The sequence below is a fragment of the Flavobacterium sp. UBA4854 genome (assembly GCF_002399805.1).
GTDB classification, from domain to species: Bacteria; Bacteroidota; Bacteroidia; order Flavobacteriales; family Flavobacteriaceae; genus Flavobacterium; species Flavobacterium ginsengisoli.
In genome coordinates this window covers 5,978-9,456 of sequence record NZ_DHEI01000156.1, presented here as the reverse complement: position 1 = coordinate 9,456, position 3,479 = coordinate 5,978, and the positions used below count along the sequence as shown (strand labels likewise).

5 protein-coding genes are annotated in these 3,479 nt (G+C 33.4%); 2 read left to right on the top strand and 3 right to left on the bottom strand.

The features are described 5' to 3' along the window. Window positions 1-85 precede the first annotated feature (85 nt). The 3 genes from B3J44_RS22450 to B3J44_RS22440 form a co-directional block, all read right to left on the bottom strand. The gene (locus tag B3J44_RS22450) at window positions 86-619 is read right to left on the bottom strand and encodes an ATP-binding protein (protein ID WP_286971550.1); all 534 of its coding nucleotides are present in this window, start codon (window positions 617-619) and stop codon (window positions 86-88) included. A 368-nt stretch (window positions 620-987) separates the two neighbouring features. Beyond that, a complete protein-coding gene (locus B3J44_RS22445; protein WP_286971548.1) occupies window positions 988-1,566 on the bottom strand; it encodes a hypothetical protein in 579 nt (192 codons plus the stop codon). A gap of 17 nt (window positions 1,567-1,583) precedes the next feature. Further along, the gene (locus B3J44_RS22440) at window positions 1,584-2,495 is read right to left on the bottom strand and encodes an alpha/beta hydrolase family protein (RefSeq protein ID WP_286971547.1); all 912 of its coding nucleotides are present in this window, start codon (window positions 2,493-2,495) and stop codon (window positions 1,584-1,586) included. 399 nt (window positions 2,496-2,894) lie between these two features. Between B3J44_RS22440 and B3J44_RS22435 the strand changes: the two genes are divergently transcribed. Both B3J44_RS22435 and B3J44_RS22430 read left to right on the top strand, forming a co-directional pair. Then, on the top strand, window positions 2,895-3,191 hold the full coding sequence (locus B3J44_RS22435) for a DUF493 family protein (protein ID WP_111285800.1): 297 nt from the start codon (window positions 2,895-2,897) through the stop codon (window positions 3,189-3,191). Between the two features lie 4 nt (window positions 3,192-3,195). Further along, the coding region (locus B3J44_RS22430) for a DUF4290 domain-containing protein (RefSeq protein ID WP_286971545.1) at window positions 3,196-3,479 on the top strand (284 nt) is incomplete at its 3' end.

The window sequence follows — 3,479 nt, the reverse complement described above, 5'->3', positions numbered from 1 at the left end:
ATATCCTGCGCTCCGAGCATTGCGTAAGTTTTAAAGTTAAAAATTTAGAAAACAGCTTCTAGTTTTGCAACTTTAAAAACTTTTGCTAAATTTTGTCTAAGATATAAAGAATTCTGTTTTCAACCGTATCTTTTGGAACCTCAATTAGTTCATAACCGTATTTTTTATAGGTCTCAACAAGATGTTCCTGAATTTTAACTGCCTGTTCAAAATTTTCGTAACGCTCTGCATCGCTTTGGTAAATTTCTTCCCATGGCGGCAGAATAAAAGTTTTAGAATATTTATAGTCCTCACAAGCCTTAACGAAACTTTCCGGATATTCGTCGCCAATATAATCCATATAAGCTACAACATCGGGAATTCCGCGATCAATAAAAACAACATTGTCAGGTTCTTCAAGAGCGTTTTTATATTGTTCAATACGACCTTCCAATAACATTTCGCTAAACAAAAGAGGTTGTTCTAGAAACAACTGCTCAATGCCTTGTTCTTGCGCTTTCATGGTAACCTGTCTAGAGATTTCAGGATAGCAGCAAAAGCCACGAGCTACCAATTCGTTAATAAGTGTCGATTTTCCAGTACCAGGTCCGCCAAGCAAGACTATAATTTCTTTTTGCACTATTCTAAAAATAAAGCGCAAATTTACCTAAACTTATTTATAATTAAAAAGAATATTTGCTTGAAGCGAAAGATTTAGCATTTTTAGCAGTCATGGGTTCCTGCTGTCCGCTGCAATCTTTTGCTTTTTAAAGGAAAAATCAAAAGGATTTCCGCTTCCATCAGGGCTAAAAAGGAGAGATGGTTTTGTTTTTGGAATTATTTTGTGTTTTTTTCTCCTGCAAGGTTTTCAAAACCTTGCGGGAAACCGAACTTTAAATGTAATATTTTGCTCCGCTGGAGCAAATTTTATTTGAATTGCCATTGGTTTTAACTAACGGATTTAAAATCTTGGTTTTAGCCAAATATCTGTAGCTATTTCTTTTTTTATTATTTTGGGATGTCTTCTAATAAATTTCCATCAAAATCAAGAATATATCTGTTCGATTCAAAATCTACTAAAAGTATAACATTATCTTTAATAATAAGCTCTTCACTGCCTTCAGGATTTACCCAAATATCTCTTCCTCCAAAACACCAAATAATCTCTCCATTTTTTGTTATTCTGAAAATTTCTAATTCTCCATGAATAAGGAAATCTTCTTCAAGTTTGTAAAAGCAAAAGTTAGTGAATTGATCAAACTCTTTTTGCCATATAATTTCTAATGAAGGAATTTTTAAACAGTAAATTTTATTGGAAACTCGAATCCATATTTTATCATCTTCAATAATAAAAGAATTATCATGTATTCCTGTTGCTCCGCCAGCTTCACATACTAAAACGCTTGAAATTTCAACTTCAGATTCTCTAATTATCACGGCATGTTTGCTAGTTGGAGAAAATCCATCTTCTTGATTTTTTCCTTTATAATAAACTTTCTGGTATTGGCGTAAATTGTCCGTCGAATTCAAATTATAATTTTCATCGTCAATAACTTCAATCTCGAAATTTTTATAACCTACTTTCAATATTTTGATTTTAAGAATTACTCACAAAACAAATACTTTCCAGCACTTTTTCCATTCTTAGAAGGAACAATCAAATGCGATTGGAATTTTTTATCATTCAAAACATCATTTACAAAATCCAAAACATATTGCTGTCCTTGATGAAAAAGATAACCTGAAAATTCATGTCCGCCACCGCAGAAAGTAATCAGTTCGATGTCTTTATGTAGATCTTGCATTTGATTATAAACCGCATAAGAGCCAAAAAGAATAAGCCAGCCAGAAGCATTTGTCGGACAAGAACGATGTGAACCTGCAGTGTACGGAACCGTGTCATCATTGCTTCCATGAGCCAATAACATCGGAATTGCTTTTTCTTTTGTAATCAAATTAATGTCCTGAATTGCTCCCGAACCTCCAATGAAACCTTTGTATTTAAAGTTTTCTGGGAGATTGCCTTTATATAAATTCATTAATTTATAATCCCAAAACGAAGCATGGAAACCAATTTCGGCTCCCGCACTAATTCCAGAAATAAAGATTTTTGAAGTATCCAAATTGTATTTATCTGCATTCTCAATTAAGAAAGCCGTTGCCTGCCACATATCGCTCACGCCAATTTGTATTGCTTTTATTTTTTCGGTCAAAGTTCCTTTACAGCCAAAATCTTTTCCTTTCATGTATAGACTGTACGAAATGCTTGCAACTGCATAACCATTTTTAGCCATGAATAAACCGAAATCTTTTTCGCTAGTGCGTTCTCCACCAGAAAATCCTCCACCAAATGCAAACATTATTAAAGGAATTTTTTCGCCAGCTTTTTTCTTTGGCAGATATAAATCTAAATCTAGTTTTAAAGTGTCATTTTGGAAATAAGTCAGTGTTTTGACTTCTTGTGCTTGAACTGAATTTAAGGTAAGAGCGATAAAAAGTAAAAGAAGTTTTTTCATTGTAATGTGTTTTTTAATCTCGCAAAGTCACAGAGACGTAAAGTTTTTCCACAATATTGTCATTTCGACGAAGGAGAAATCTCCATGAGAAGCTCGACAAAGGTTGGCGAAATACCGTGAGGAGTTACTTACGGAGATTTCTCCTTCGTCGAAATGACAAACAGTACGTTGTATGAGTCCTTCTGGTAAACTTTTTGAGAAATATTTTAAGGATTATTTTCTCAAATATAAGCGTAAATTTTACAAAGAAATAATCTTCGATTGCATTTTTCTCTGCACCTTTGCGCCTTTGTAACTTTGTCCCTTTAAAACAAAGTTTTAAGTACAGAAAAAATCTAAAATCGAAACTCAAAAATCTAAATTCAAAAACCGTATATTTGCGTTTATTTTTAATTACGAATGGAGAACGATAAAGAAAAAAACACCGCCGAATTTTACGAAAGATTAAAAGTAGAACTTGATAACGCAAACACTTGGCCAGCAGAATATTTGTATAAGTTTATTGTGCCTTCTGTAGGTGATAATGTAGAGCGTGTTGAAAAAGCTTTTGATAGAATGGGAGCGGTTATTAAAACAACAAAATCTAAAACAGGTAAATTTACCAGTGTTTCTGTAGACGTTACGATGCACAGCTCAGACGATGTGATTAGTAAATACAAAGAAGTTTCTACAATAGAAGGTATAGTTTCATTATAAACTTATGATCGAAAAATATAAAAGAGAAGCCGCAAGCGACGTTGTGTATAATTTGGAATACAATTCTGAAAGACAACGTTTAATTATCCCAGAATATGGGCGTCATTTACAAAAATTGATCGATCAGGCAACTGCAATCGAAGATGATGAAACGCGCAATAAAGCCGCGAAATATATCATTCAGGTTATGGGAAGCCTAAATCCGCATTTGCGTGACGTACCAGATTTTCAGCATAAACTTTGGGATCAGCTTTTTATTATGTCTGATTTCAAACTGAATGTAGAATC

Bases quoted from the DNA above. Each gene is read 5' to 3' on its own strand.
- B3J44_RS22440 (WP_286971547.1), bottom strand. From the start codon at position 2,495: ATGAAAAAACTTCTTTTACTTTTTATCGCTCTTACCTTAAATTCAGTT.
- B3J44_RS22435 (WP_111285800.1), top strand. From the start codon at position 2,895: ATGGAGAACGATAAAGAAAAAAACACCGCCGAATTTTACGAAAGATTA.